This is a genomic window from Filomicrobium insigne (assembly GCF_900104305.1).
Classification (GTDB): Bacteria; Pseudomonadota; Alphaproteobacteria; order Rhizobiales; family Hyphomicrobiaceae; genus Filomicrobium; species Filomicrobium insigne.
This window is the reverse complement of record NZ_FNJC01000001.1, coordinates 1-26,303: the sequence shown is the minus strand read 5'-3', so window position 1 is coordinate 26,303 and position 26,303 is coordinate 1. Positions and strand designations below refer to the sequence as shown.

23 protein-coding genes and 1 tRNA gene are annotated in these 26,303 nt (G+C 57.9%); 10 read left to right on the top strand and 14 right to left on the bottom strand.

Annotated elements, in window-relative coordinates; translation table 11 throughout:
• The first annotated feature begins 162 nt into the window (after positions 1 to 162).
• On the top strand, positions 163 to 483 hold the full coding sequence (locus BLS30_RS00120) for a DUF1244 domain-containing protein (protein WP_046478287.1): 321 nt from the start codon (positions 163 to 165) through the stop codon (positions 481 to 483).
• Positions 484 to 678: 195 nt separating this feature from the next.
• The gene (locus BLS30_RS00115; protein ID WP_046478288.1) at positions 679 to 972 is read left to right on the top strand and encodes a DUF2312 domain-containing protein; all 294 of its coding nucleotides are present in this window, start codon (positions 679 to 681) and stop codon (positions 970 to 972) included.
• A 213-nt stretch (positions 973 to 1,185) separates the two neighbouring features.
• Here the strand turns inward: BLS30_RS00115 and BLS30_RS00110 are convergent, their stop codons facing one another.
• Positions 1,186 to 2,691 carry a catalase gene (locus tag BLS30_RS00110; protein ID WP_046478289.1) on the bottom strand — a complete coding sequence of 502 codons (1,506 nt, stop codon included), beginning with the start codon at positions 2,689 to 2,691 and terminating at the stop codon, positions 1,186 to 1,188.
• 91 nt (positions 2,692 to 2,782) lie between these two features.
• On the opposite strand from BLS30_RS00110, the gene BLS30_RS00105 reads away from it, so the two are divergent.
• Positions 2,783 to 3,733: a hydrogen peroxide-inducible genes activator gene (locus BLS30_RS00105; protein ID WP_046478290.1), complete on the top strand. Its 951-nt coding sequence runs from the start codon at positions 2,783 to 2,785 to the stop codon at positions 3,731 to 3,733.
• A gap of 49 nt (positions 3,734 to 3,782) precedes the next feature.
• Here the strand turns inward: BLS30_RS00105 and BLS30_RS00100 are convergent, their stop codons facing one another.
• The 3 genes from BLS30_RS00100 to BLS30_RS00090 all read right to left on the bottom strand — a co-directional run bounded on the left by BLS30_RS00100 (position 3,783) and on the right by BLS30_RS00090 (position 9,026).
• On the bottom strand, positions 3,783 to 5,174 hold the full coding sequence (locus BLS30_RS00100; RefSeq protein ID WP_170832374.1) for a peptidoglycan L,D-endopeptidase MepK: 1,392 nt from the start codon (positions 5,172 to 5,174) through the stop codon (positions 3,783 to 3,785).
• 257 nt (positions 5,175 to 5,431) lie between these two features.
• Positions 5,432 to 7,213, bottom strand: coding sequence for a L,D-transpeptidase family protein (locus tag BLS30_RS00095; RefSeq protein WP_090225765.1), 1,782 nt, complete (start codon positions 7,211 to 7,213; stop codon positions 5,432 to 5,434).
• Between the two features lie 313 nt (positions 7,214 to 7,526).
• Positions 7,527 to 9,026 carry a sigma-54-dependent transcriptional regulator gene (locus tag BLS30_RS00090; protein ID WP_046478291.1) on the bottom strand — a complete coding sequence of 500 codons (1,500 nt, stop codon included), beginning with the start codon at positions 9,024 to 9,026 and terminating at the stop codon, positions 7,527 to 7,529.
• A 332-nt stretch (positions 9,027 to 9,358) separates the two neighbouring features.
• Between BLS30_RS00090 and BLS30_RS00085 the strand changes: the two genes are divergently transcribed.
• Positions 9,359 to 11,191, top strand: a complete 1,833-nt coding sequence (locus tag BLS30_RS00085) for a M3 family oligoendopeptidase (RefSeq protein ID WP_244512368.1) — start codon at positions 9,359 to 9,361, stop codon at positions 11,189 to 11,191.
• A gap of 204 nt (positions 11,192 to 11,395) precedes the next feature.
• On the opposite strand, the gene BLS30_RS00080 is transcribed toward BLS30_RS00085, so the two are convergent.
• Complete coding sequence (locus BLS30_RS00080) at positions 11,396 to 11,857, bottom strand: DUF411 domain-containing protein (protein WP_046478292.1); 462 nt, start codon at positions 11,855 to 11,857, stop codon at positions 11,396 to 11,398.
• A gap of 174 nt (positions 11,858 to 12,031) precedes the next feature.
• Between BLS30_RS00080 and BLS30_RS00075 the strand changes: the two genes are divergently transcribed.
• Positions 12,032 to 13,438, top strand: coding sequence for an ABC1 kinase family protein (locus tag BLS30_RS00075; RefSeq protein WP_090227237.1), 1,407 nt, complete (start codon positions 12,032 to 12,034; stop codon positions 13,436 to 13,438).
• 3 nt (positions 13,439 to 13,441) lie between these two features.
• Here the strand turns inward: BLS30_RS00075 and BLS30_RS00070 are convergent, their stop codons facing one another.
• The 5 genes from BLS30_RS00070 to BLS30_RS00050 all read right to left on the bottom strand — a co-directional run bounded on the left by BLS30_RS00070 (position 13,442) and on the right by BLS30_RS00050 (position 17,850).
• The gene (locus tag BLS30_RS00070) at positions 13,442 to 13,981 is read right to left on the bottom strand and encodes a hypothetical protein (RefSeq protein WP_090225760.1); all 540 of its coding nucleotides are present in this window, start codon (positions 13,979 to 13,981) and stop codon (positions 13,442 to 13,444) included.
• A 22-nt stretch (positions 13,982 to 14,003) separates the two neighbouring features.
• Positions 14,004 to 15,098: a chorismate synthase gene (gene aroC, locus BLS30_RS00065; RefSeq protein ID WP_046478295.1), complete on the bottom strand. Its 1,095-nt coding sequence runs from the start codon at positions 15,096 to 15,098 to the stop codon at positions 14,004 to 14,006.
• Between the two features lie 556 nt (positions 15,099 to 15,654).
• The gene (locus tag BLS30_RS00060) at positions 15,655 to 16,242 is read right to left on the bottom strand and encodes a histidine phosphatase family protein (RefSeq protein WP_046480276.1); all 588 of its coding nucleotides are present in this window, start codon (positions 16,240 to 16,242) and stop codon (positions 15,655 to 15,657) included.
• A 143-nt stretch (positions 16,243 to 16,385) separates the two neighbouring features.
• A complete protein-coding gene (gene fabI / locus BLS30_RS00055; RefSeq protein ID WP_046478296.1) occupies positions 16,386 to 17,231 on the bottom strand; it encodes an enoyl-ACP reductase FabI in 846 nt (281 codons plus the stop codon).
• A gap of 163 nt (positions 17,232 to 17,394) precedes the next feature.
• Complete coding sequence (locus BLS30_RS00050) at positions 17,395 to 17,850, bottom strand: RT0821/Lpp0805 family surface protein (RefSeq protein WP_244464900.1); 456 nt, start codon at positions 17,848 to 17,850, stop codon at positions 17,395 to 17,397.
• A 142-nt stretch (positions 17,851 to 17,992) separates the two neighbouring features.
• Between BLS30_RS00050 and pdxH the strand changes: the two genes are divergently transcribed.
• Both pdxH and BLS30_RS00040 read left to right on the top strand, forming a co-directional pair.
• A complete protein-coding gene (gene pdxH, locus BLS30_RS00045) occupies positions 17,993 to 18,673 on the top strand; it encodes a pyridoxamine 5'-phosphate oxidase (protein ID WP_046478297.1) in 681 nt (226 codons plus the stop codon).
• 89 nt (positions 18,674 to 18,762) lie between these two features.
• A complete protein-coding gene (locus tag BLS30_RS00040) occupies positions 18,763 to 19,596 on the top strand; it encodes a DUF1499 domain-containing protein (protein WP_170832373.1) in 834 nt (277 codons plus the stop codon).
• Here BLS30_RS00040 and BLS30_RS00035 read toward each other — a convergent pair.
• Complete coding sequence (locus BLS30_RS00035) at positions 19,580 to 20,671, bottom strand: MBL fold metallo-hydrolase (protein ID WP_244512325.1); 1,092 nt, start codon at positions 20,669 to 20,671, stop codon at positions 19,580 to 19,582. The genes BLS30_RS00040 and BLS30_RS00035 overlap by 17 nt on opposite strands.
• Positions 20,672 to 20,883: 212 nt before the next feature.
• Between BLS30_RS00035 and BLS30_RS00030 the strand changes: the two genes are divergently transcribed.
• Positions 20,884 to 21,696 carry a cyclase family protein gene (locus BLS30_RS00030; protein WP_090225754.1) on the top strand — a complete coding sequence of 271 codons (813 nt, stop codon included), beginning with the start codon at positions 20,884 to 20,886 and terminating at the stop codon, positions 21,694 to 21,696.
• 101 nt (positions 21,697 to 21,797) lie between these two features.
• Here BLS30_RS00030 and BLS30_RS00025 read toward each other — a convergent pair whose 3' ends face one another.
• The gene (locus BLS30_RS00025) at positions 21,798 to 22,778 is read right to left on the bottom strand and encodes a quinone oxidoreductase family protein (protein ID WP_090225751.1); all 981 of its coding nucleotides are present in this window, start codon (positions 22,776 to 22,778) and stop codon (positions 21,798 to 21,800) included.
• A gap of 176 nt (positions 22,779 to 22,954) precedes the next feature.
• On the opposite strand from BLS30_RS00025, the gene BLS30_RS00020 reads away from it, so the two are divergent.
• Both BLS30_RS00020 and BLS30_RS00015 read left to right on the top strand, forming a co-directional pair.
• Positions 22,955 to 23,731, top strand: a complete 777-nt coding sequence (locus tag BLS30_RS00020; RefSeq protein ID WP_090225749.1) for an aminoglycoside adenylyltransferase domain-containing protein — start codon at positions 22,955 to 22,957, stop codon at positions 23,729 to 23,731.
• A gap of 597 nt (positions 23,732 to 24,328) precedes the next feature.
• Positions 24,329 to 24,553, top strand: a complete 225-nt coding sequence (locus BLS30_RS00015) for a hypothetical protein (RefSeq protein ID WP_090227235.1) — start codon at positions 24,329 to 24,331, stop codon at positions 24,551 to 24,553.
• A gap of 392 nt (positions 24,554 to 24,945) precedes the next feature.
• On the opposite strand, the gene BLS30_RS00010 is transcribed toward BLS30_RS00015, so the two are convergent.
• Positions 24,946 to 25,022, bottom strand: a tRNA-Pro gene (locus BLS30_RS00010).
• A gap of 216 nt (positions 25,023 to 25,238) precedes the next feature.
• A complete protein-coding gene (gene folD / locus BLS30_RS00005; protein WP_046478302.1) occupies positions 25,239 to 26,141 on the bottom strand; it encodes a bifunctional methylenetetrahydrofolate dehydrogenase/methenyltetrahydrofolate cyclohydrolase FolD in 903 nt (300 codons plus the stop codon).
• Positions 26,142 to 26,303: the final 162 nt, after the last annotated feature.

The window sequence follows — 26,303 nt, the reverse complement described above, 5'->3', positions numbered from 1 at the left end:
TAGTCGAATTGCCGGGCTGGTTTGCGGGATCGGCGCGAGGCCGTCAAGTCGCTCCGCCACTGTCCGCGTCTTGGCCGCAGGCCGCACCCTCGTTATCCTGATATCCAGCAAGCACCATAACCATATCTAGAAGTGCGAAATCATAACAAGGAAAACGGATTAATGACCGACCGCTCGCAAGAATTCGACGACAAAACCCGCACCGAGCTGGAAGCTGCTGCATTTCGCCGCTTGGTCAGCCATCTCCGCACACGCGCCGATGTCCAGAATATCGATCTCATGAACCTTGCTGGCTTTTGCCGTAACTGCCTGTCCAATTGGTATATGGAGGCGGCAAGCAATCACGGGATTACGTTGAGTAAGGACGAGGCGCGAGAGATCATCTACGGCGAACCCTACAAGCAGTGGCAGGCCAAACATCAAATTGAGGCCTCTTCAGACCAGAAGGCCGCTTTCGAGCAAAACCGCCCGAAGGACCACTGATTTTATTCTGGACCCCTCGAAACCTTTGGATGGTTTTCAACTGTGCCTTGATAGCGCCGCCAGCCCCCGTTAGCGTGAAGTCATGCGCCAGAAGAGAGGGTTTTTGGCAGCAAGCACCGTGCCGCTTCGGCGGGGCGGTGCATTGACCTCCAGTACATCGCGTTCATCGTTTAAGCATTCAGTGGGGTTTGAGCCATGACAACGCTGCAAGCGTCGTCGCAGGCGCAATTGCGCCAGTTCATCGAACAGATCGAGCGGCTTGAAGAAGAGAAAAAGGCCATCGCTGGCGACATCAAGGACAAGTTCCTAGAGGCCAAGGCGACGGGGTTCGATGTCAAAGCAATGCGCAAGATTATATCTCTGCGTAAGAAATCGAAGACCGAGCGCCAGGAAGAGGATGGCATCCTCGAAGTCTACATGCATGCTCTAGGAATGCTCGATGAGTTGCCTTCCGATGAAGCTGTAGACGCCTTGATGGCCGCCGAATAGGCCGGGTGCCCGCGGCCTGAGCCTGATTCGGTTCAGCTTCCGCGACCAAACCGATTTCCGCCTGCAACAGGTGCGACCGCTGGGAAAATAGTCCAGCCGGTGAGCGTCTGTGCGGGCCGTTTGCGGCTGACATGGCGTAGCAGCGGCAAAAAGAATTAGGGCACCCCAACCAACAGTTGGAGCGCCCCATAATTCTAAGCCATAAGCCTCAGATTACTCTGCGGCTTCCTGTGGCGTGGCGTCCGTCACAGGAATAGCGTTGGGATCATACCCTTCGCCAGCGGCTTCAAGCGCCTTCCGTACGCCTGCACCGTATTCAGGATGGATTTGGTCGAAGAGGCGGCACTGCCGCTCCTTGATGACTGGTGGAACGCCGCCCATCGCAGCTGCGATGTTGCTGAATAGACGTGCGCGCTGACCGGCATCGAAGAGTTCGAACAGCGCGCGTGGCTGCGAGAAGTCATCATTGCCGATGCGGTGATTATAACGGTCGCCATCGCCAGAGATCTTGAGCGGCGGTTCATTCACGGAAGGATCTTCCGTTGGACCGTTGAAGCTGTTCGGCTCGTAGTAGACGTCCGGATTGCCCGTATCATTGGGGAAGAAGCGCATCGCCCCATCCTTGTGATAGTGGTGAACCGGGCACTTCGGAGCGTTGACCGGAAGCGCCTCGTAGTGCGTACCAAGACGGTAGCGGTGCGCGTCCGCATACGAGAAGATTCGCGCCTGCAGCATCTTATCTGGGGAATACGAAATGCCCGGAACGACGTTCGAAGGCGAGAACGCTGCCATTTCGATCTCCGCGAAATAGTTATCTGCGTTCCGGTTGAGTTCGAGTTCACCAACCTCAATGAGCGGATAGTCCCCGTGCGGCCAGACCTTGGTCAGGTCAAACGGATTGTAGGACGTCTTCTCAGCATCCGTTTCCGGCATGATCTGCACGCACACGCGCCACTTCGGGAACTCGCCGCGCTCGATGGCGCCGAACAGTTCCTCCTGATAGCTCTCGCGGGTTTTACCGATCAGAGCTTCAGCTTCAGCGTTGGTGTAGTGCTTGTGGCCCTGCAGGGTCTTGAAGTGGAACTTCACCCAGAATCGTTCGCCGTCATTGTTCCAGAAGCTGTAGGTATGGCTGCCGTAACCGTTCATGTACATCGGAGCGACTGGGATACCGCGGTCCGACATCAGGATCGTCACCTGATGAAGGCTTTCGGGTGACAACGACCAGAAATCCCACATGGCGGTGGGTGACCGGAGGTTGGTTTTGGGGTGGCGTTTCTGCGTGTGGATGAAGTCAGGGAACTTCAACGGGTCACGGACGAAGAAGACAGGCGTGTTGTTGCCGACGAGGTCCCAGTTACCTTCCTCTGTGTAAAATTTCAGGGCAAAACCGCGAACGTCGCGCTCGGCGTCTGCCGCGCCCAACTCACCGGCAACCGTTGAGAAGCGGGCAATCATCGGGGTTTTTTGTCCGACCTTCGAGAACAGCTTGGCGCGCGTGTACTTGGAAATATCGTGCGTGACTGTGAGCGTACCATGGGCCCCCCAACCCTTGGCGTGCACGACGCGCTCAGGAATCCGCTCCCGGTTCTGATGCGCAAGCTTTTCAATAAGCTGGTAGTCCTGCAGCAGCACCGGGCCACGTGCACCAGCAGTCATGGAATTTTGATTGTCCGCCACTGGCGCGCCAGCGGAGGTCGTTAGGGTCTTTTTGGTCATGACTACCTCTCAAGTTAGAACGCCTTCAAACTAGACACTTGTTTAGATAAGTTCTAATATGAAGTTGTGGCCGAGGCTATCAGGTTGGCTTATGATCAACATCACCTTGAAACAGTTGCGCTACTTCGATGCGTTGGCGCGCGAGCTGCATTTCGGGCGCGCCGCTGAGGCATGTTCCGTCACCCAACCTGCGCTCTCCATGCAGATTCAGGAGCTTGAGAATAATCTTGGCCTCACGCTTCTTGAGCGGACGAGATCAGGTGTTCAGCTCACCAAACACGGCGTTGAAATCGCCGCGCGCGCTGCACGGATTCTCGCGGATACTCGCGAACTCATTGAGGTGGCACAACACGGCGATCAAGTGCTTACCGGTGAATTGAGATTGGGGGTGATCCCCTCCGTGGCGCCGTATTTGTTGCCGCCCGTCTTGCCGGCTTTGCGCGAGAGCTATCCCGACCTGACTTTGGCAGTCCGCGAGACGCAGACACACACGCTTTTGCAGGAACTCGTCGACGGCAAACTCGACGTTTTGCTGCTCGCATTACCCGTCAAGCATGCTGATATCGAGACGATGGATTTGGTCGAAGATCGGTTCGTCCTGGCGCTGCCTGCGGGCCGCGAGCTGTCAGGGCGCGTGCGTGCTACGCCAGACTTCGTCGAACAGCAGCGTCTCTTGTTGCTGGAGGAAGGGCATTGCCTTCGTGATCAGGCACTGACCTACTGTAACCTGCAGCAAGTCCGGAAGATCAATACTTTTGGAGCTTCCAGTCTGGCCACAATTGTTGAACTGGTCGCCGCCGGATATGGCATCACGCTGCTCCCTGAGATTAGCCTTGGCATTGAAACGCGCGGGCGCTCACTTAAGCTGATGCGCTTCGTCGAACCCGAACCGAGCCGGACGCTTGGATTGGTTTGGCGCGCGACATCGCCACGCAAGCAGGATTTCATCGAACTCGGCGAAATCGTGAAGAAGTCGGCGACGCAATTGCTGGAAGCTGCAGGGACATTCGTGCCAAAGGGCAAGGGCAACGAGGCAGCCTAAACCCCCCCGATATGCATCCAGGGCGCAAGCTCGCGCCGCATGTCTTCCTTTATCTCATAGAGGTTTGAACACGTCTGTTCTCAAGGCCGCCGCGACCGATAGTGGGTGGCGACCCACCGGGAGCGGGTGTGAACTGTTGAGTCCAGAGAAGTTCCGCAATGCCCCCGCCGGGAGTGAAGCGCATAGGTAAGGCGCTGATCTCATCGCTTACGAACTCAAGAGTCGCCGAGACGTCGGGATGCTGCATCTGAGCCAAAGCCGGATCGTCTGCTGATTCTGATGCCGTAAGAAACGGAGCAAGCGGGAAGGGTCGGTAGAACAACTCGTCCGGATGCTCCTCATCGTAAGCCGGCGCGGTCACCCAGCCGTTGCTCCAACCAAAGCGACTGTCGGCGTGTCGAGCTGTTTCGTCCTGAGGCTTCGCTGGCGGGCGTGCGAACGCGGCCCCGATGCCGCGTGCTTCCGCCGGCTCCTTTTTACCCATCGCACTGAACAATCCCATCAGAGGATTGACGGACGCGCGCGCTACGAGATCGGCAAGCTGCCGGCGGTCGGCTTCATCAGGACCAGACCGAAAGTGCGAGGGTCGCTCTGCCAATCTCGGCGCTGGGGGCGCAATAGGACCCAGAGATGCCACTTGGTAGGGCCGCGTCGGCATCTCAGGCGTATCGTGTTGATGAGCTTGTACGTTTGCGTTCCAGCCATTGGCCACGAGCACCGGAGCCGGGGCATGGGGCCGCGCGCGGAAATCGTGAAAGGCTGCGATTTGCGTCGCGAGTGCAGGTTCTTTCTTCCGCGCAATTTGCACATCGGATTTTGTAATCTCGTGCCCGTCGGCCGGTACGTGTTTTGAGTGTCCATTGGGGAACAAGAGCGCGAGTTCATAGCGCGGCATGCGCGGCCAATGCCGAACCCGACCAGTATCGACGTGTACAAACGGAATTGCCGAAGTGGGGTAATATCCCACGCCACCCTTTTCACGCACGAGCGCCGAATAACGCAACTTCTTCAGGGGGACGTCCGGGAAATGCACGTCCGCGGCCATGCCAAGGATGTGTCGGCTCTTCTTCGCCTGGCCACCCCGAGTTTGGCGAAGCATCTTGTTGGTTTTTTCAGACCGGTAACCGGAGATGATGTGGATCGGCTTCGTGGCGCCAAGTTCGGTTTTTAATTCCCAGAGGATATCGATCAACTCTGGGTCCATCTTGGTGGCCTCGTCGCGGCGCCAATCCCGCAACATCCAATTGATCTTGGTCATGGCTTCCGGAATGCGCTTGCCATCGCGCATATAGACGATGTCGAGCGTTTCCTTGGTGTGAATATTGTACAGCGCGATCCGCCGCTCATCCTTGCGGTCAGCCAGCAGATGCGTGCTTGCGAGACCGGCTAAGGCCAGAACGCCAAGCAAGCAAGTCGCGCGCAGTCTCAAGCTGAATTGCACGAGTAAATTTGCCCCGTCGATTTTCGACGTCGCGCCCCCGTTCGCCCCCTAGCGAAGTCAAGGTCCACCGGAATTGTGCCGGTGGGCGAAGCGTCGTCTCCCGAATACCGGCAAATTAACGATTAACGTGGAACCGTTAAAATGTCGTAAGGGTGAATCTAGAAGCGAGTTGCGGCATGAGCATGGCAAACCATCGCGTGCATTTGTTCCAGCACGCGATGGCTCTGGCTCACTATGAATAGTACGGCTGCGGGTCCCTAGAAGCCGCCGAACACGGCCTTGAAGATATCAGTTACAGGCTCATAGGATTTCTTCATGCCGGCATATTTCGCGCGGTCGTAGGTGACCGGCGCAAGATGATCCCGATGCCGTGCGATCTGGTCAAACTTGCCAGCGAGCGCAAGCTTGATGCGCTTCTCGTGACCGTAAATGTCCTTGAACGCGTGGACGCTACCATCATCGTTCGCAACAACGGTGAAGTACGTCATGTGCACGGGCGTCTTCTTTTCCAGGCTCACGTGATTGTTCTGCGGACCACCACGCACGATGCTCTGGACCTTTGCTTCGTCCCACCCATTGTCTTCCGCGAGAATGAATCCAGCAAGTTTCAGCGGATCGCGAATTCTCATGCAACCATGGCTGAATGTACGCTGCGTAGAGTTGAACAGGTTCTTCGTCGGCGTATCGTGCATGTAGACTTGGTGATGATTGGGGAACAGGAATTTCACCTGACCCAGCACGTTGCCACCGCCCGGAGGCTGATACACATGGAACCTACGGATGTCCGCCTGACTCCAGTCGACGGAATTAGGATCGACGTCCCGCCCATTGTACTGAAGCCGCAAATTATGCCGGGACATAGCGTTCCCGCCGCGCGCTAGGCTAGGAAGGATCTCATTGACCTTTATGGAATTGGGCACGCCCCAGAAGGGGTGGAACACCACCGTTTCCATTTCATCTGAAAATATGGGGGTCTGCTTTGCGATTTCGCCGATGATGACCCGCTCGCTGTGAATGACATCACCGTCGCGCACCACACGGATCGTATACTCGGGGAGGTTCACGGTCACATAAAAGCGCCCGAGGTCTTCCGGCATCCAGCGCCACTGTTCCATGTTGGCGATAATCGCAGCTTCGGTTATTTCCGCTGGCGTATCGCCATTCAACGCTGCACGCGTCCCGCTGCCGACAACACCGTCGGCGGAGATGCCTGCTTCGCGCTGGAACGCGACGACCGCGTCTTCGACGTCTTTGTCAAACAATTCCGCAGGGGTTTCTTCGCCATCACCTGTTGGCGGGGGCACTTCAAGGCGTTGACGAAGCAGGGCAACATCGGGATGTCGTTTGCCAACACTCAAGAGGGGGCCTTCGCTCGGCAGGCGAACGATCTTTTCTTCTTCAGCTTCCGCCCCACCACCGCGCATCTTCAAGAGCGCAGCGCGAAGCTTGGCAAACTGCGGGTGCTGAGGATGCAGCCCGCGCAGGTAAGCATCTGCTTCCGATGCAGCCGCAATATCTTCGAGGACAGCAGCCGGGTCTTTAAGCTGGGGCTTACGATCAAGGTAGGAACTCAGATCCCCCGCCGGATCCATAATCCGACCACCACGCGCATGCCGTGCATACTTCAACACCGCAAGTGACAGCGTCATTTCGGCTTCTGCGAGAGTGTCGCGCTTGTCAGTATCACTGCTCGTCTGAACGCTTGTCCCCGGCAGCGTGAATTCGGCAGGATCGAGCCCCCAGTCAGCGGCCTTTTTGATTTCCCCAATTACGGCCTGGGCTTTCAAGGAGAGATGATCTCCGTCGATCCATAATGGGTGGCTTTCGCGCGCAGTATAGAAGGCGACCAGCGCCTCGCGGTCGGACTTATAGGCACGCGCGGCGACTCCTGAGCCACTTTCCAGCATCTGACGCGCTGAAATTCCGGCCGCCTGATCAACCGAAATCAACCGCTCCGGTGCGTTGGGTTCGATGGCGAGCGCAGGCGTGAGTGAAAAAATTGAGGTAGCAATACTGAGGGCAACCAGGCGGGCGCGCATTATGAATCTCCAAAATCTCAGGCCGCCGGAAAATAATTGACCTGAGGGGCGATGGCCAGACTAAGCGGGCAGAGATGGGTCTGTTGATGCAACGTCGTGCAGAACGTGTGGCGATAATGCCATTCGCAAGGATGTTACTGCTGAATTTGACCGCAAATAGTCGAAGCTGCGCCCACGGATGGATTGTTCTGCGCTCAAATTTCGACACGGGACCGCGCATGCATGCCAAAAGGGCCCGGCAACCCACAGGTGGCCGAGCCCTTCTGGCAAACTCGAAAGAGGGCTTTCGAGAGTTCTGGGAGTTTGGAGTGCCCTAGTTGGCCCTGGGCTCCAGTCCGTATTCCTGCATTTTCCGGTAGAGCGTCGAGCGACCGATCTTCAACCGCTTAGCAACTTCCGTCATGTGACCGCGATAGCGTCCGAGTGCCAGGCGGATCATATCGGCTTCGATTTCATCAAGCGGCCGCACATTGCCGCCTGGGTCCATCGCCGGGATACCGAGCGCGCCTGGCTTTACTTCGATAGTCTGTGGGATCGTGTTCTCCGCGCCGAGCAACGCCGGACCCGTATAAGTGGGCGTGGTTGAGATCGGTGCTGCCGGAGCTTCCGGCGGTTGAACCTTGAAGCCCTCGACGTGGGCAGCAATCTGCGGGAACTCGCTGACCGTAAGTTCAGCGCCATCCGTCAACACGACAGCGCGGAACAGGGCGTTTTCGAGCTGGCGCACGTTGCCCGGCCAGGAATAGGATTTGAGCAGACGAAGCGCGTCTTCGCTGATCGAGGTGACCCGTTTACCCTCTTCAGCCGCGAACCGGGCCAGGAAGTGGTGGGCGAGTTCGGGGATGTCATCCGCACGTTCTCTCAGGGGCGGCACCCAGATTGGGAAGACGTTGAGCCGGTAATACAGGTCCTCGCGGAATTTACCTTCCTTGACGAGCTGGATCATGTCGCGATTGGTCGCCGAGATCAGGCGGAAGTCCACCTTGACTGGACGCTTGCTGCCGACCGGGTCAACTTCGCCCTCTTGCAGAGCGCGGAGGAGTTTGACCTGAGCTTCAAGTGGCAGCTCACCGACTTCATCCAGGAACAGCGTTCCGCCGTCGGCTTCTTGGAACTTACCGATGCGCTTATCGACGGCACCCGTGAACGAGCCCTTTTCGTGCCCGAACAGGACGGATTCTACGAGGTTCTCGGGAATTGCGCCGCAGTTGACCGTGATGAACGGCTTGCCTGCGCGATCGGATTCACCCTGCACGGCCCGTGCGATCAACTCTTTACCGACACCCGACTCCCCCTCGATGAGGACCGGAATGTTGGAAGCTGCGGCACGCTTACCGAGTGCGACTACGCGGTTCATGGCATCGCCACGCATGACCAGATCGGCGAAAGTCATAGTCCCCTCGACGGTCTTGCGCATCCGGGAGATTTCACCCGAAAGGGCTTCAATCTTGAGCGCGCTCTTGATGGAAACCTCAAGGCGTTCCGGGCTTGCCGGCTTGATCACGAAATCGACGGCGCCGGCGCGCATGGCGTTGATGGCTGCATCGATAGAACCATGAGCCGTTTGAACGATCACCGGCGGCATGCCTGGCTTTTCGCGCATCCGGTCAAGAACGGCCATGCCGTCTACTTCCGGCATCACCAGATCGAGCAGAACGAGCCCAATGGCGTTCGTTTCACGGTCATCAAGAAGGGATAGGGCTTGTTCGCCGGATGCGGCGGTCTTCGTCTCATAACCGAGGCGTTTAATGACTTCCTCAAGGAGACGGCGCTGTACTGGGTCGTCATCGACAACAAGGACGCGTTTTGCCATGGGGGCACTCGTACTCAAACTCGACTAAAACGATGCTGCAGAGCGCGATACACATCGGCGCCATGGACAGGCGCTCCGAGTACCAACGCAGCAAGCAGCTACTCGACTTGCGGGATGAGAATTGCCCGATAAGGGTAAAGAAGCCGTTTCCGAATTTGCCGTCTTGGTGCTTTTTTCTCGAAAGTGGCACAAGGGCATGCCCCTTATGTTGTCCCGCCGTGAAACGTCGACCTTGAAGTTCGACACCATGATCGGCACATTAACACCGATTTCCCTGCCATTTGCCGGAGCACGATATGACGTTGACGCCGCGTGCGAAATTCGCCGACTTGATGACTGTAACGATGTCTCCGCCTGAGGCCGCGTCCGCGGCGACGGCCCAACTTGGCGATCTGCCGAACTGGAGACTTGATGATCTTTATACGGCTCCAACTGCGCCAGAGGTTCAGCGCGACCTGGAAGCAGCAGCTGCGGCCGCGGCACGCATCAAAGAGACGTGCCAAGGCAAGCTTGCGACCATGGCTGCCGACGGCGCTATTCTAGCGAAGGCGGTAAAGTCCTATGAAGATTTGGCGGATGTTTTGGGACGCCTGGGCTCCTATGCCGGTCTGCTTTACGCCGCCGACCAGTCCGACCCGACAATTGCGAAGTTCTACGGCGACGTTTCAGAGAAGCTGACCGCGATTTGGACGGATCTCATTTTCTTTGAGCTGGAACTCAACCAGATCGATGACGCTGTTCTTGATAAGGCCCTGACACACCCGGACCTGATGCACTACAAACCGTGGTTCGAGGATCTGCGCAAAGAGAAGCCATATCAGCTCTCCGAAGACATCGAGCGTTTGTTCACCGAAAAGGGCCAGACTGGACGGAGCGCTTGGACGCGTCACTTCAATGAAACGATGTCCGCCCTCCGCTTCGACGTCGAAGGCGAAGACGAGCCTCTAGCATTGGAACCGACGCTCAATCTGATGTCGGATTCAGATCGGGCGCGCCGGCAAGCTGGCTCGGAAGCGCTGGCGAAAGTCTTCAAGGACAATGTGCGTGTCTTCACGCTGATCACGAACACTCTCGCCAAGGACAAGGAAATCTCGGATCGTTGGCGCGGTTTCAAGGACGTTGCGGACAGCCGCCACCTGTCCAACCGCGTTGAAGCCCCTGTGGTCGACGCCCTCGTACAGTCCGTGCGCGAGGCCTACCCCAGACTGTCCCACCGCTATTATGCGATGAAAGCGAAGTGGCTCGGTCTCGACAAGTTGGCCCACTGGGATCGCAACGCACCGCTTCCGGACCGTCCTGAGCGTGTGATTTCATGGCCGGAGGCACGTGAGATGGTGCTCTCTGCCTATGGCGGGTTCGCGCCCGAGATGGCTGAGATCGCCGACCGCTTCTTCGAGAATAATTGGATCGATGCGCCGGTCCGGCCCGGCAAGGCCCCTGGGGCATTTTCTGCGGCCACGGTTCCCTCAGCCCACCCGTACGTGCTGATGAACTATCTCGGCAAGCCGCGTTGCGTCATGACGTTGGCGCATGAGCTAGGCCACGGTGTTCACCAGTGGCTTGCGCGCGATCAGGGTCCCTTGCTCGCACCGACACCGTTGACGCTTGCAGAAACCGCATCGGTCTTCGGCGAGATGCTCACATTCCGTAAACTGCTGGCCGACACGACCGACCCGAAAGAGCGTAAAGCGATGATGGCCGGCAAAGTCGAGGACATGTTGAATACGGTCGTCCGTCAGATCGCGTTCTACACATTCGAGCGCAAGGTGCATGAAGCACGACGCAGCGGTGAGCTGACCTCGGATCAGATCAACGCTATTTGGATGGAAGTTCAGGCCGAAAGCCTGGGGCCTGCGATCGAATTCAAGGATGGATATGAGGTCTTCTGGACCTATGTGCCACACTTCATCCATTCGCCGTTCTACGTTTACGCATATGCGTTCGGCGACTGCCTCGTGAATTCGCTCTACGGTCTGTATCAAGAAGCGCATCCGGGCTTCGTCGAAAAGTATTTCGACATGCTGAAAGCCGGTGGCTCGAAGCATCACTCAGAGATGCTCGCACCCTTCGGCCTAGATGCCCGCGATCCGCAATTCTGGAAGAAGGGCCTCAAGGTCATCGAAGGCATGATCGACGAACTCGAGGCGATGGATCGCGCGGCTTAGAAGTATACGAGGACGGCGGGAGCCTATGAGCCTATGCCTCCGCCGTCACTCTCGATCAGATGCGGCCCGGTGTGGCCTGGTACGTCGGGTTGCGGGGGTAACGCGCTCGCACCCACACATCGGTCATCCCGCGACTTGTTCGCGGGAGCTTCGGCGATCTCGCTCAGCGTTACCCTCGACGAAGGCACAATGAACCGCTGAGAACTACTGGTTCTGCTTCGACCAGACTTCGCTCGTGCCGTCACGCTTGATGAGAAGCACCTCGTACGGCTCGCGCGTGTCGCCCGCTTCCATTCCGGGTGATCCGATCGGCATCCCCGGAACCGCAAGCCCAACGGCATCTGGCTTTTCCGCAAGCAACCGCTTCACATCGGCGGCCGGTACGTGACCTTCGATGGAATAGCCGCCGATCTTGGCCGTGTGGCAGGAGGCGTGCTGCGGTCCGATGCCAGCGGATTGCTTGATCCGCGCCAGTTCACCTGCGGCAACGTCCTGCGCCTCAGCTGTAAAGCCGTGTTGGGTCATATGCTTGATCCAGGCTGAACAGCAGCTGCATGTGGCAGACTTGAAGACCTGCAATGGCGGGGCTTGAGTTTCGGCGGCAAGAGCAACGCCGCCCCAAACCAGGCCCATGATGGCGACTAAGACGGGGGCTCGGAAGAACATAGGTGTAATCCGTTTCTATCGCTTCGCACGTTGAATAAAAGGCGGCCTCTTGTATTGGGGCTGCGATAGCATGAAATGCCGGTGAAGCCGATCTCACGTTGGCATAACATCATGTTGAAGCGCGCCACGGGCGTGGCGATATCCGTTGAGAGAAGTCCTAAGCCGGAAAGCTACATGAGCAACGAAGAAAATCGCTTTTCAGCGCGCGCTGCGCGATATGCCCGTGTTGGCTCCAACGTCGGCTCCGTGGCCGCGCGGTTTGCGGGGCAACGCTTTCTTGGTCTTGAGTTTGACCGATCAAAGGCAGCGCAGGATCTTGCCGCGGCACTCGGAGGACTTAAGGGACCGATTATGAAAGTGGCCCAGCTGCTTTCAACCATTCCAGAGGCTCTCCCAAAGGAATATGCCAGAGAGCTGGCGCAGCTTCAAAGCCAGGCACCGCCGATGGGCCCCGGATTCGTGCGTCGGCGCATGGTCGCGGAGCTTGGGCCGGAATGGCGTGACCGGTTCAAGGACTTCTCGACGGAAGCTGCAGCTTCGGCCTCGCTAGGGCAAGTCCATCGCTCTGTCGCAGCCGATGGCCGCGATCTGGCGGTCAAGCTGCAGTATCCCGATATGCAATCGGCCGTGGAGGCGGATCTCAATCAGCTCTGGGTCATCTTCCAGCTTCACGCCCGGATGGATCCAGGCATCGATACGAAAGAAATCTATCAGGAGATCTCACTGCGCCTGCGCGAGGAACTCGATTACGAACTCGAAGCTTGCCACATCGCGCTCTACGATTTGATCTTCCGAGACGACGCGGCGATCCGGGTGCCCGAGGTCGTGCCGGAGCTGTCGACCAAACGGCTGCTATCCATGACGTGGCTGGAAGGGCGCCCACTGCTGGAGTTCAAGGAGCACGCACTCGAAGACCGCAATACGATTGCGCGCGCGATGTTCCGAGCATGGTGGTACCCCTTCAGTCATTTCGGGGCCATTCATGGCGATCCGCATCTGGGCAACTACACGATCTTCCCATCCTCCGAGGCTGACGCGAAACCCGGCGGCGTGAACCTCCTGGATTACGGATGCATCCGGACCTTTCCGATCTCGTTCATCAGCGGCGTCATCGATCTTTATACGGGATTGCAACGCAACGACCGCGACCTCATCGTCCATGCCTACGAAAGGTGGGGCTTTCGGGGCCTCAACGACGAACTAATCGAGGCGCTGACGATCTGGGCGCGGTTCATCTACGGCCCCTTACTCGATGATCGCGAGCGCACCATCGCCGAGGATACCGCTCCGGGCGAGTATGGCCGCAAGGAAGCCTTCACTGTGAGCAAGATGCTGAAGGAAAAGGGGCCAGTGACCGTCCCGCGCGAGTTCGTCTTCATGGATCGCGCTGCGATTGGCCTAGGTGGCGTATTCCTGCATCTTGGCGCCAAGCTCAACTGGTACGAGCTGTTTAATGAAACCATTCAAGACTTCGACCCTGCAGTCGTCGAGGCGCGTCAGGCAGAAGCGTTCAAAACTGCAGGTGTACCTCTGCCCGCGAAGACCCGGGTACAGAATGAGAGCACACCGGTTCCCAAGTGAAGCTCACCAGCCGCGATAGTGCTGCCAGATGCTTTGCAGAGTGCGGTGCACCGTCTCGGGGGACTGCTTGAATGAGTCCAACTCGACGTGGAGCGTGTTGTCATCAGGAGTTATAACCCAGGGAAGGCGCATCAGCCGGCGGTAAAGTGGCATGCGGCGCCAATCGACGAGCAGTGCTCTTGAGACCGGTTGGCTAAGCTGGATTTGCAACTCGTGGAGGATGATACTCCTCACGGAAGTGGGAACGAGCTCGATACGCCGGATGGATCGCCAGTCGATAAGGCCGAAACCCTCTATGAAGATGCCGTATTCATTGGCCCCCAGCCGGGCGCGGCGTGCTTCCAGAAACGGATAGAAATAATAAGCCGTGGCGAGAGCGCCGAGGCCAAGGGCAATCAAAATTTCGCTGCCCAGCAAAATAGCGGCGGCGCACACGCCCACGCCGATCGCTGCCATTGCATAAACGCGGGTACCCGCTTTCGCGCTATCGTAGCGGACGATGTAACCTTCGGCGTGTTCAATATCTCGCGCGGGAATGCCCATTCTGCCCTCAAGTACTGTTTGGCTAGCCGCCCGGTCCGCATTGTCCCCTATGACGCAGCAAATGGTCGGCAAGTACGATTGCCATCATGGCTTCCCCGATTGGCACGGCCCGAATTCCAACACACGGGTCGTGCCGGCCTTTTGTGACGATTTCCGTCTCGTTGCCGTCGGCATCAATCGTCAAGCGCGGCTTGAGAATTGACGACGTCGGTTTTACCGCGAACCGGCAGACGATGGGCTGCCCCGTTGAAATGCCGCCCAGAATGCCGCCTGCATGGTTTGATAGGAACACTGGTTGCCCATCCCTGTCGAGACGGATTTCATCAGCGTTCTCTTCTCCCGTAAGCGTCGCCGCCATCATGCCGTCACCGATTTCGACGGCCTTAACGGCGTTGATGCTCATCATCGCTGACGCGAGATCTTGATCGAGTTTTCCGTAGAGCGGGGCGCCGAGGCCTGCCGGCACACCCTCCGCGATCACCTCGACGACTGCGCCGATGGAGGAACCATCCTTGCGGATGCCGTCGAGATAGGTCGACCAGAAGTCGACCACGCTCGGATCGGGGCAGAAGAAGGGGTTGTCATCGACGGTACCCCAGTCAATCCGGTCACGGTTGATCTTGTGTGGGCCGATCTGGACCAATCCGCCTTTGAATGTCACGCCGTCGAGGATCTTGCGCGCGACGGCACCCCCCGCGACCCGCACAGCCGTTTCGCGCGCAGACGAACGGCCGCCGCCGCGATAATCGCGAATTCCGTACTTCTGCTGGTATGTGAAGTCGGCATGTCCCGGGCGGAATGTGCGGGCAATCTCACCATAGTCTTTCGACCGCTGATCGACGTTTCGGATCATCAGGGAAATAGGTGTTCCGGTCGTGACCTGTCGACCGGATTGATCCTGAAAAACACCCGAAAGGATTTCGACTGTATCCGGCTCTTTACGTTGCGTCGTAAAGCGCGATTGCCCCGGTTTACGTTTGTCGAGGTAGGTCTGAATTTCCGAGGCCTCAAGGGGAATTCCTGGTGGACAGCCATCAACGACGCCGCCGATCGCCGGACCGTGGCTTTCGCCCCAGGTCGTAAGGCGGAAAAGATGACCGAATGAGTTGTGTGACATGGGCCTCGTACGGCAAAAGGGACGACGAGAATGATACATCCTCGGTGTCGGTTGCCCGCTGATTCTATAGCGGAGTGTGTTGCAAAAGACATTTACGGGGCCGGCAAGCGCGTCGCAACCCACCCGTAGCGGGCATTCTGGATGACAATGCCCCGCAACGCAGCTTATGACTCAGATTCAGTAACAGCGTGATTCCCGTCGACACAGCCCACCCAAGGCGTGTCTTCGGCAAACTCCGGGTTTTCAACCTCAATGACCGAGCCGAAGATTCCACAGGGAACCGGCTGGCATTTACATGCTTAGGATGAGGAACGCTAAGCCGGAACACGCAGCCGCGTAGGTAAAGAGTCCGTCGCGCCTTCGTTTGTTCAGCCAAGCTGAACGACATACAACGAAGGGAGCGTCGTGATTACCATGCAAAAGGAGTTTCTCTTGTAGGTCTGAGCAACCCGTAAGAGCGATTCTTTAACCAGCGTTGGAAAGAGCTGAGGCGGCCGCTGCTTCAGCTCTTTCTGCTTTTATGAGGCGGTAGAGGTGTGGGAGCGCGCACGGCTCGCTAGAGCCACTGCATTTCACCGTTGCGGATAATCAGGACCTGGTCTTGAGGCACAGGCACACGTAAGACACCGCCCATGTCCGCACCGAGTAGATACCCCCGGAGCGATCGGCTGACGCCGCCATGCGCCGCAATAACTGTATCCCGCTTAACGGTCTCCAGCCATTCCGCGACACGCTCCATGAGGTCTGAATAGCTCTCGCCCCCGTCGGGACGCCATTTGAAGGGATCTGCCCGCCGGTCCGCCACGCCCACCGGATCGAGCTCAGGAAGCTCGGTGAGCAGCTTACCTTCCCAATGTCCATAGTGAACTTCGCGCAATCTGTCTTCGAGACGGAAGTCGTCTTCTGGAAGCTCCAGCGCGCGGCGCACGATACGCATGGTCTCATACGCGCGGTCGAGCGGGCTGGCGACGAAGTCCGCGTCGGCGATCTGGGGGAGAAATTGCCGAAGTGCTTCGCCGTTGCGCTTGGCCTGCGCGCGCCCTCGCGCGTTTAGGGGAATATTGGCCTGGCCTTGATAGCGCGACTCTGCATTCCAATCCGTTTCACCGTGTCGGATGCAGTATATTGTGACATCTTCAAGCATGGTCCCCATCGTAATGCTTCGTGCCCGCCACCTCAGGCATATGGTAGCTCACAACACGCGCGCAATGCATCGATAGGCTGATGCTGTAGATCCCGAATGATCCGATAAGCGGGATAAAGGCGGCCGCGGAAGGCCGCAACCAGCTAATCCCCTTTAGCCACTGTAATATCGGGCGCGTCCTCGTTCTTCATGCCTTGCACGTGATAGCCGGAGTCGACGTGATGGACCTCACCGGTTACGCCACGTGAGAGATCCGACAAAAGATAGAGCCCCGCAGAGCCCACTTCTTCAATCGTTACAGTCCGGCGTAGCGGCGAATTATACTCGTTCCACTTCAAGATATACCGGAAGTCCGAGATTCCCGATGCCGCTAGCGTTTTGATCGGCCCGGCAGAAATAGCGTTGACGCGGATTCCCGTACGCCCGAGGTCGGCGGCGAGATAGCGGACGGACGCTTCCAGGGCGGCCTTGGCAACGCCCATCACGTTGTAATGGGGCATGACCTTTTCAGCGCCATAGTAGGTAAGCGTGAGGATTGATCCCCCTGACGGCATTAACTTTTCAGCGCGCTGGGCCAATGCCGTGAGCGAAAAGCACGACACCAGCATCGTTTGTGAGAAGTTTTTTTCCGTGGTGTCGACATAACGGCCGTCGAGCTCGGATTTGTCGGAAAACGCGATGGCGTGGACCAGGAAGTCAAGGCCACCCCAGGCATTGCCTAGAGATTCAAATACGGCATCCATCGAAGCCGCATTGGTGACATCGCACGGGAGCACGAGGTTGGAGCCAAGCTCAGCAGCCAATGGCTCAACGCGTTTTTTAAGCGCGTCGCCTTGATAAGTCAGAGCGACTTCAGCGCCCTGCGCCACACATGCTTTGGCGATACCCCAGGCGATTGAACGATTGTTGGCAACCCCCATGATAAGGCCGCGCTTGCCAGTCATCAGAGTGCCAGTGGCGGCGCCCGTGCCCGGCGCAGGTTCGGTCATAAGCCCTAAGCCCTTTTTAAGTTTCTATGATGTTTCGCGCGCATCCTACACAAAAGGGCCCCGTGGTCCAGATGGCCATGTGATAGGAAGTCGGCGGCTAAGTGACACGAAGGGGCGCCCGCGGGGTGGCGAGCGCCGAAATATCAAAAAAGCCAATGATTTCTTAGCCGTCGAGCTGCCAGATGCCATCCTCCGTCCGACACGCGACAGTTTCCGTGCGTTTTGTATAGGTGCCCGAGGCGAGCATGACGACGAAATGACGGCATATTTTGCCATTCGCGTCCTTGAATGACTGGGTCGGCTGCACGACACCGGAGAGTTTACCATGACCACGATGCCAGACATAGCTAGCCCCGTCACTGATTTCAGTCAGGGCATACTGCACACTTTCGAGCGCCGCGCGCTGATCAGAGACGTCGAATACGGTAACTGCGGGAGCGGAAAGCCCAGCAAACTTGGGACGCAGCGTTTGCCCACCGTTTTGCGTATCTTTGCACTCGGTGTTTGCAGATGATGTTTGCGCATCCGCAGCAGTTGCTGAAGCCGCGCCCATAATAGAGGCGGCGGCAATGACCACAAATATGGCCAGCAATGAAGGCAAGCAATTACAATGACGCATGACGCTCACATCAAGCAGAACGCAAAGACAAGACAATCGGCCCACAAACTTAAGCCGCGAGATTCCAAGTGTGCACGTTACGCGTTAAGAGCAACTAAACGGTCGCGTCATTCGTGCGATTCGGGAAATTGAGGCGTTAACCATGATCGGTGGCGAAGTGAAATCGAAAGAGGACGGCAATTTCAAGACGGAGCCGGGGCAAGCGGCCAGTGAAGACTTTCTCGGAGCGGATGATCCTTTTGCTTTGTTCTCCGCGTGGCTGACGGAAGCGGAAGCGAGCGAGCCAGCCGATCCCAATGCAATGGCGCTGGCGACGGTCGATCAGCGCGGCATGCCGAATGTGCGCATGGTGCTGCTTAAGGGTCTCGATGACGAGGTCGGTCCAGACCAAGGTTTTGTTTTCTACACCAACCTCACCAGTGCAAAGTCCCAAGAGCTCAAGGCACACCCGCAGGCCGCGCTTTTGTTTCACTGGAAATCTCTGCAGCGCCAAATCCGCGTGCGCGGTATTCTTTCAACCGTCACGCCCGATGAGGCCGACGCCTATTTTGCAATGCGCCCGCGGGGGAGTCAGATCGGGGCATGGTCGTCTGATCAATCGCGCAGGCTACCCTCGCGCGAGGTTCTCGAAAGTCGCGTTGCGGAACAGGAAGCCCGGTTTTCTGGCTCCGACGTCGCGCGTCCTCCCCATTGGTCGGGCTTCCGTCTGGTCCCCCTGGAGATAGAGTTCTGGCACGAGCGGCCTTACCGTCTCCACGATCGTCTGGTGTTTCGTCGAGCCACAGCCGATGTGGAATGGCACAAGCAGTGCCTCTTCCCATAGAGCGGCGCGCAGGCTCAGTCGTCATGAGCTAATTTTGCACGGTGACGATGTGCGTCACGCGACCACTTCGCAAGGGGAATGACCTCACGATGCCGCTTACTGAGGATGCGAGTGAGACCACACCAGTGTCAGCACGCTGGACAACGCGCATCGCGCTCTTCAGCGCGGCGCTTGTTTTGTCTGCCTTGTTCCTTCACAGGCTGTTTTCTATTCCGACACCCGTGGCGCTCAATCTCGTCAAGCTTTCAATTCTCGGCGGGTTTATCTCGCTCGCGTTGGCTTTCATCGCCAGCGTTCGAATATGGCGGGTCGGCGCTGCCGGGGGCGCGCGGGTCTTTGTGGGGGGTCTGATTGCACTGGCCGTCATTGGCTGGCCGCTGCCGCAGTTGGCGACGATTAGAGACAAGCCCGAAATCAATGATTTGACGACGGATACGAAGTCCCCACCACCCTTCAAGAAGTTGGCTGCCGCCCGCGCGCGTGATGCGAACAACCCTAAGTATCCAGGGGCGGCATTTGCGGAAGCGCAGATGCGGGCTTATCCGGACCTGCGCCCACTGCAGATCAATCGCTCCGTAGCGGAGGCCTACGAAATTTCCGCTGACGCCCTGCGCCGTCAGCGTTTGTCCCTCGTTAATGAAGAACCGCCTGGCGAGGATTTTCCGGCTACCGGATTGATTGAAGCCTATGACCGCACACCTATCTGGGGGTTTTACGATGACGTCGCGATCCGCGTGACCGGCAACAGCCAGACTGCGCAAATCGATGTGCGGTCGGCCTCGCGCTACGGCGCCCATGATCTCGGACGCAATACGGAACGCATCCGGCGAATACTGAAGGAGATCGTTGTTCGGCTGGAAGCGACAGTACCGACTGCGGAGGGCGACACGCTACGCCGCAGCAGCGCTAGGCGCGAGCGCTGAGCGGCGTATCGAAATCGAGCGGCGTTTGCTTTTCGATTTCACCTTTGTCCATCAGATGCTCGACATGCGCCTGGACGGACAGCGAGGCTGCGGTAATCAGCTTGTCTGAAAGGTCGGGATAGATAAGCCGGACGATATCGCGAATGCTGCCAACTCCACCGCGCACGGCGCGGAGCACGGCTTGCTCGCGCCATTGCCGGTGCAGCAGATAGGCTTTCACGGCGCGTTGCGGCGTTTCGATTTGGCCACCGTGACCCGGCAGATAAATCTCGCCCTGCCGTTCAAGCAGACGTTCCAGAGACGCCAAGTATGACGCCATATGGCCTTCGGGTGGTGCGATAACCGTCGTGTTCCAGCCCATGACGTGGTCACCGGAAAAGATTACGCCTTGGTCGCGGAGCTCAAAACAGAGATGGTCCGGTGCATGGCCGGGCGTGTAGAGCCCCAGCAAAGCCCAATCGGGTCCCGAGATCACATCGCCATCTTGCACCACCACATCCGGCGCAAAGTCCTGATCGATGAATTCAGTGCCCGAAGGGCTTGTGCCTTTCATCTGCGTCGCAAACTGCCGGCGGCCATAGCCATAGCTCCTCGCGCCCGTCGCCTCCTGCAATGCGGCAAGACCATCTACGTGGTCGCGATGGGTATGGGTAATGAGAACGTGCGTGATCGGCCGTCCCTTAGCCGCCGCAAGAATGGCGTCGCGATGGGCTGGGTCGTCCGGGCCCGGGTCGATGACGGCAAGAGTCTCGGTCCCCACTAGGTAGGTATTCGTCCCCTTGAACGTGAATGGGCCTGGGTTGTTCGCAACGATCCGCTGCACGCCCGGTGCCATTGGCGCCGGCTCGCCGTACGAAAACGTCATGTCTGTATTGAATGTCAGTTTGGCGCTCATGATCGAAAAAGGTGAGAGTGAGCGGTTGCCCGCTGGTTCTGTTTGGCCGATCGAAGGCCGCGCAATGGTGCGCTGAGATCTAACGCGCTCCAACATAGCATAAATGGGGAAGTCGACGGATCTGTTGGACGATTGACCTAAGCAGAGTTCGATGAGGTCGACCGTCCACACCACGGTCATGGCCGGAGCCGCCTCAAGTCCTTCGAGAATGAAAAGCGCGGGATCACCATAGAACCGGATACCTTGTGCGCCTCAGCCGCCCTGTAGGCCTCAGCAACTTGATCGCGTGGGCAGCGCGCGCAAACGGGGTAAGCTAGCTTAAAACAGTCGGTATAGGCTCCGGTGCTAGCGTTCATCTACGCTCTCCATCGCAATGATTCCGAGAGGCTGCAATGACCATATTCCTCCGTTTGTTCTTCACCTTCGCGTTCATAGTTCTGATAGTCACGTCGTCCTCACTCAGTTCAGCTCCAGCGGCGCAGGCCCTTGATGTCTCCAAGGCGACGATCGTCGACCTCACCCATCCTATCGACGCCAATACAATCTATTGGCCGACGGAGACGAAAACCTTTCAGCTCGACGAAGTACACAAAGGCGTCACCGAGCGGGGCTTCTTTTATGCGTCCTACAGATTTTGCTCACCCGAGCACGGGGGCACGCACGTCGACGCACCCTTTCACTTTGCCGAACGTGGCCAGACGACCGCTGTAATTCCCATCGATCGCTTAAGCGGGCCAGCGGTCGTTATCGACGTGTCGACAAAGGCCGCAGAGGATACGGACTACACGTTAAGCGCACAGGATGTGAGCGACTGGGAACATGCCCACGGCAAGATTCCAGACGGCGCCATCGTTCTATTACGGACCGGCTGGAGCAGCCGCTGGCCCAATAAACGCGCATATCTCGGCGACGACACGCCGGGCGATGCCAGCAACCTGCATTTTCCCTCGTATGGACCTGAGGCCGCGCGCCTCCTTGTCGACCGTGGCGTCGCGGTCCTCGCCGTCGACACCGCCAGCATTGACAACGGGCCTTCGAAGGACTTCCTCGTCCACCGCATCGCAGGCGCCGCCAATGTGGTCGGCTTGGAAAATGTGACAAATCTCGACCAACTGCCCGCCACCGGAGCGTGGGCCATCGTGCTGCCGATGAAGATCGCGAAGGGGTCCGGCGCACCGGCGCGGGCAATCGCGTTCGTGCCATAGCGGACGCATCAACGCTCACCCGCCGTGTCGGAGCCCCCTTTGGCCGGGAGCGGGGAAAGTTCGAACCCCGCCCATGAGGCGTACGTTGATACGAACGTTGCCTACGGCGTGATCACGATAGCGCCGGTTACGCTGCGTGCCTCGGCGGCTCTATGGGCGTCGGCGACCTGCTCAAGTGGAAAGCGCGCACCGATGTCGACGGTGACATGTCCTTTGCCGATGGCATCGAACAGATCGGCCGCGTTAGCGCGGAACGTCTCCGGATCGGCATTGTGCGGGAAGACGGACGGGCGCGTCAGGAAGAGGCAGCCTTTCTTGTTCAGCAATTCGGGATCGATGGCAGGTGCGCGTCCCGAGGCGGCACCGTAAATGACGACGAGACCGAAAGGCGCTGCGCAGTCCAGGGACTTGAGAAGCGTGTCTTTGCCAACGGCATCATAGACAACGCGGGCCTTGCGGCCGCCTGCTGCTTTCACAAATGCCTCTGGCCAATTCTCATCATTCGTGTCGATGACCGCGACGGCTCCGGCCGCCAGCGCCTGATCGCGCTTGTGGGGAGAGCTCGTCGTTCCGATCACGGTCGCACCAAGCGCGGTAGCCCAGCGGGTCAGGATCTGCCCAACGCCGCCAGCAGCGCTATGAACAAGCAGCAGGTCGCCCGGCTGGACAGCATGCGTTTTGCGGACGAGATACTGCGCAGTCATTCCCTTGAACAACAGCGAAGCGGCAGCTTCATCGCTCACGTTGTCCGACAAGACGACGAGTTTTGCTGCGGGGACATTGCGCAGTTCGGAGTAGGCGCCCACGCCCGCGTTCATGTACGCAACCCGGTCGCCGACTTTGATCCCGATCACGCTGTCCCCGACCGCCTCAACGCGCCCGGCCGCCTCAAAGCCGAGACCGCTCGGCAAGTCGAGCGGATAGCTGCCGCTACGCTGGTAGGTGTCGATGAAATTGAAGCCGATCGCGGAGTGTCGGACTGTCACCTCTCCCGCGGCAGGCGGTGGCACGTCTACGGATACAAGCGATAGAACCTCTGGCCCACCGTGGGCCTCGACAACGATTCTGCGGGCGGTTGGCATGCAGCAATCTCCTGGTCTCATCCGGAACTGGAACCAAACGGATCGTCGTATAGCGCGAGGAAAAAAGCGCAAGTCCTGAAACCAGGAGTGGCGACGCTGCGATCTTCTTGAGGGCGGCTATGCGGGACAAAGCCATCTTTTGGGTGCTAAGCGCCTCACGAGAAGCGAGGCGACCAATGCAGACGAGACCAGAACAAGCCGAGCAGACACAAAGAGCGGTAGCGGCTTTGCGCGCCATCCTTGGGGAGACGTTGCTTGCTGTTTATCTGCATGGGTCGGCGGGTTTAAACCGGCTTCAGCGGCAGAGCGACATTGACCTTCTGGCGGTCGTGGAGCGCGACCTGACCGACGATCAGCGTGATGAACTGTTGACGGCTCTGCTGCGACTATCCGGCCGCCATCCTGCAACGCCGGGAGGCCCGCGCTGCCTCGAGATCATGGTATTCCGTCGATCCGACTTTGCTGAAGTGGCCTTCCCGGCGCGGGCAGAATTCATCTATGGCGAATGGTTGCGGGACGCTTTCGAGGCTGGTGATAGACCGATGCCCGCACATGATCCCGAACATACGCTGGTTCTCGCGCAAGCCCGTCAGGCGGCTCTGCCCCTGTTCGGCCCGCGCGCACCCGAGCTGCTGCCTGTAATCCCCCCAGAGCAGGTCCGGCAGGCCATGCGGGATGCACTCCCGGCGCTGCTGGACAGTTTTGAAGGAGACGAGCGGAACGTCCTTTTGACACTTGCGAGGATGTGGCGAACCGCCAGCACGGGTGAGTTCGTCACGAAAGATGCAGCCGCTGAATGGGCCATCCCACAAATCCGGAATCAGGATGCCGCGATCCTCGAGGATGTGCGCAGGGCGTATCTGGGCGAAACCGTCGATGAACGGGGAATTCGGAGCGGCGATGCGCGGCGGCTGGCGGAGCGTCTGCGCGAGTACGTCGTAGAGCTTTTGTGACCGTTATAGCTCAAAAGCCGAAGCACCAATTTAATGAAGTCGTGCCCCGCGCAGCGGGTGCAGGCAATGCCCTCTAACGGCGAGCAAACCGAGCCAGGGAGGTACCCGGCCCTCACGGGACAACTTATGACGCGAAGGGGCTGCCCTGACTATCCGAAAGATAAATAATGGTCGGAGCGGGGAGATGCGAACTCCCAATCCCTTGCTCCCGAAGCAAGCGCCCTACCAAGTAGCGCGAAAGCAACGTCGTTGAGGCTGCAACAATCAGGGGTGGTAAGGGTGCGACTTCAAGCAAGCAATCTTTTGGGATTGGGCTGTGCACCAGTAACCGAGGCAAGGCAAAGCTCGTAGCGGATCAGTCGACACAGCAAATGTTGTTAAATAGACTTTGTAGAAAGAATAAGTATCTTTAAAATATTTAATCGAAAATATTTGCAAGTATATTTGTGTCAGCGCTGACAAATTTAGTATTTAAGCTTTTATTTCTGCGATCGGCATTGTTTTGTCGAATGTATTATCCATATGTATGTTTGGAAGTTCGAATTCATCGAGTTTCAAAATCTAGATTTTCAATATTGTATAATTTGGAGATACATCATGACTGACAACGCACAAGCCCAGAAAAACACCCAGACCAACACAGCTTCACCGAGCGGTATGAGGGGCGAGATTGAGCAGAAGTGGGGCAAGTTCTCACATCAGGAAATCAGAGCCCTAAAAGACAATGCGGATTTGGTTACCCAGGTTCAGTCAAAATACTCGCTAGATCACGAGGAAGCCAAACGTGAGGTTGATGCCTTTGCGAACGGGCGCCAGCTCTAACCAGCTCTAAAAAGTCCTTACCTAACTGACATGTCCGCCGCTCCGGGAGACTTTCGGGGCGGCGAACCGGTGATACGGCATAAATCACAGCTGTCTCGTGTTTGCAGGGCGCGCCAGTTACGCCGAGCACATACCTCGGCGAGCAGAAAGATGAACCACTATGGCTTTGATACTCTCAAGTTTTATGCCTGAAGCTGAGGCTCGACGCCTGCTCATGTCATTCCACGCCACACTAATGGTGGGCGCATTTATCTTTATCCTCTGCGTCACCTTCTTGAGGTGACTCTGAGGCTGGCCCATAGCGCGCTCGGCTACGAATATACGCGCATCGGTCTGGCGGGGCTGTATATGATGATGTGGACGGAGTGCGTGGCAAATCACAACCGAAATAATGGTCGGAGCGGGGAGATTCGAACTCCCGACCCCTTGCTCCCGAAGCAAGTGCGCTACCAGGCTGCGCTACGCTCCGCCCGACCGAGGATATATGATTGCTGCCGCCGAACGTCGGCAAAGGAACTTTGCGCGGAGGTCGGTCGCCAAGCGAAGCGACCTTATAGCTCCAGGGGCGGGACCTCGCAAGCCGCTTTGCCAAGACCCGCCAGCCGTTTGTACATGTACTTACGACAATCCGGCGGGGAGCCCGCCGGCCGTCAAGTCAAGAAACAGGTGCCGACGCCCTTATGTATTATGCTCCGTGAGCCTCGTGAATGTTTGTTGAGGCCCGGTAAGAAGCCGCCATTAATGAACGTTCTGCCGAGCTGATTGTGTTGACCAGAAGCATCGTGACCGTCATCGGCCCCACGCCACCTGGTACCGGCGTGATGTAGGAAGCCCGCTTCCGCACGCCTTCGTAGTCGCAATCGCCGACGAGACGGCCATTTGGCAGACGATTAATCCCCACGTCGATGACAACAGCGTCCTTCTTGACCATCTGTTCAAGGATCAGATTCGGGCAACCGGCCGCGACGACCAGAATATCCGCAAGGATCGTGAACTGTGCCAAGTCGCGGGTACGCGCGTGGCAAACCGAAACCGTGGCCTCATTCTGCATAAGCATGAGCGCCATCGGCTTGCCGACAATGTTGCTGGCGCCAACTACAACCGCGTTACGTCCGGCAACCTCGATGCCTTCGTGCTGGAGGAGACGCATCACGCCAAAGGGTGTGCAAGGCGGGAAGATCGTATTGCCGACGACAAGGCCGCCGACATTATAAAGATGGAAGCCGTCAACGTCCTTTTGCGCACTGATAGCACCCAGAACGCGTTCGATGTCGAACTGCTTGGGCAGCGGCAGCTGAACGAGGATCCCGTGAACAGTTGGATCGATGCTGAGCTGTTCAATGAGATCCAGCACTTCCTCTTGGGAAGCCGTATCGGGAAACAGATACTTGGTCGAATTAATGCCGACCTCTTCGCAAGCACGGATTTTATTGGAGACGTAGACCTTTGAGGCTGGGTTTTCGCCAACCATGATCACTGCCAGTCCAGGAGTAACGCCGTAACGCTCCTTGATGACGTCGACTCGCGTGCGGCACTCTTCGCGTACTGAGGCGGCGACTGCCTTTCCGTCGATAATTTTTGCTGTCATCTCCGAACCTCTTTTCGGCATTCGTCGCCGAACGCCACCGGAAATAAATAAGTGTAAGATGCCGGGGAGAGGCGCTGCTGCGCCCCTCCCCGGCTTTGGGTTAGCTCAGGTTCTCGATATGGCCCTGATCATTGAGGCGGATGGCTTCCGCTGAGGGCACGC